Source organism: Bacillus sp. AFS001701 (assembly GCF_002559405.1).
Lineage (GTDB): Bacteria > Bacillota > Bacilli > Bacillales > Bacillaceae_G > Gottfriedia.
This window is the reverse complement of sequence record NZ_NTZO01000315.1, coordinates 1-1,440: the sequence shown is the minus strand read 5'-3', so window position 1 is coordinate 1,440 and position 1,440 is coordinate 1. Positions and strand designations below refer to the sequence as shown.

General features: G+C 28.5%; 1 protein-coding gene. It reads left to right on the top strand.

Features of this window, described 5'->3' with window-relative positions; all coding sequences use genetic code 11:
• The coding region (locus tag CN514_RS18815) for a helicase C-terminal domain-containing protein (protein WP_286141754.1) at positions 1 to 1,440 on the top strand (1,440 nt) is incomplete at both ends.

Sequence of the window (1,440 nt, the reverse complement as noted above, 5' to 3'; positions counted from 1 at the left end):
ACCATGCATATTTATTGTCTACTTTAAAAAATAAAGATCACTTAATTAATTCTGTTAAAACGATTGTAATTGATGAGGCACATGCTCTTGAGGAGACTGCATCAAAAACTTTTGGAATCACTTTTTCTTGTTTAAAATATTATCAATATTTAAGTAGATTAAGTACTACTGATAGTAATGAACTTGTTCACCGATTATATAAATTTGATGAAGGAATACCAAATCGTGAAAAATGGTGGAAAAAAGTTGATCATTTAGTAAAAGAAATAAAGTATGAATCAGAAGAGTTATTTAGGTTATTACGTGATTTTATTTTAAGTAAACAAAATGAACTGGATAAAGAAAACATTAGACAGTCAATTACATTAAGTGATAAAAATACTGCTAGCCAAAATTGGAAGGTTATTCAAGAATGTGCAAATAGATTAATGCATGTGAATAATACTTTATTCACGGGTTGCGAACAATATTTGAATTTAATTGAAGATAATAAGGTATCAGCGTTTCACCGTTCAATCGTTACGGAGTTTAAAATGATTATTGACCAATTAAAAAGCATGAAAAATGGTCTTTATGAAATATTATTCGATAAAAATGATCATTATATTTGCTGGATGGAAACTGAAGCAAAAGGTTCATTTCATACAACGATGCTTTATAGTGAGAAAGTTGAAAATGCAGATTTAATACAAAATTATTTAATTAGTGGAAGAAATTCAATTGTACTAACATCTGCTACGATGTCGATTGATTCATCCTTCTCATTTATAAAGTCATCTTTAGGAATTAGTGAAAATAACAATGTCATCGAAAAAATATACCCTGTCCCAAACGATTTTGCCCAAGGGATGAGAGTGTATATTCCTTCAGATTTAATGGGAATAAAAGAAATCACGCAAGAAGAGTATGCATTACAAACTTCGAATACAATTCGCAAAATTGTTACGGAAATAAATGGTAGAACATTAGTTTTATTTACAGCTTTTGATTTATTAAAACAGACTTATGATCAATTAATACAAGATTTAGACTCGCTGAATTCATCTGTATTAGCTCAAGGTGTTTCTCCTGGAGGAAAACAAAAGTTAATAAAACAGTTTTTACAATCTAAACAAACAATTTTATTAGGTACGAACACTTTTTGGGAAGGAATTGACCTACCTAATGAAGAATTAGATTGTTTAATCATTGTACGCTTACCGTTTACAAACCCTGAAAAGCCTATGTTTATTGCTAAATCAAATTTATTAAAAAAAGCTGGAGAAAATTCTTTCTCAAGTTTGGCTTTACCATTAGCAGTATTTAAGTTTAGACAAGGTTATGGTCGTCTAATTCGAAATGAAAAAGATCAAGGTTCATTATTTGTTTTAGATAATCGCATAATAAATACTAAATATGGATCAGAATTTTTAAAGTTAATCCCGAAAAACAAAATAAAAT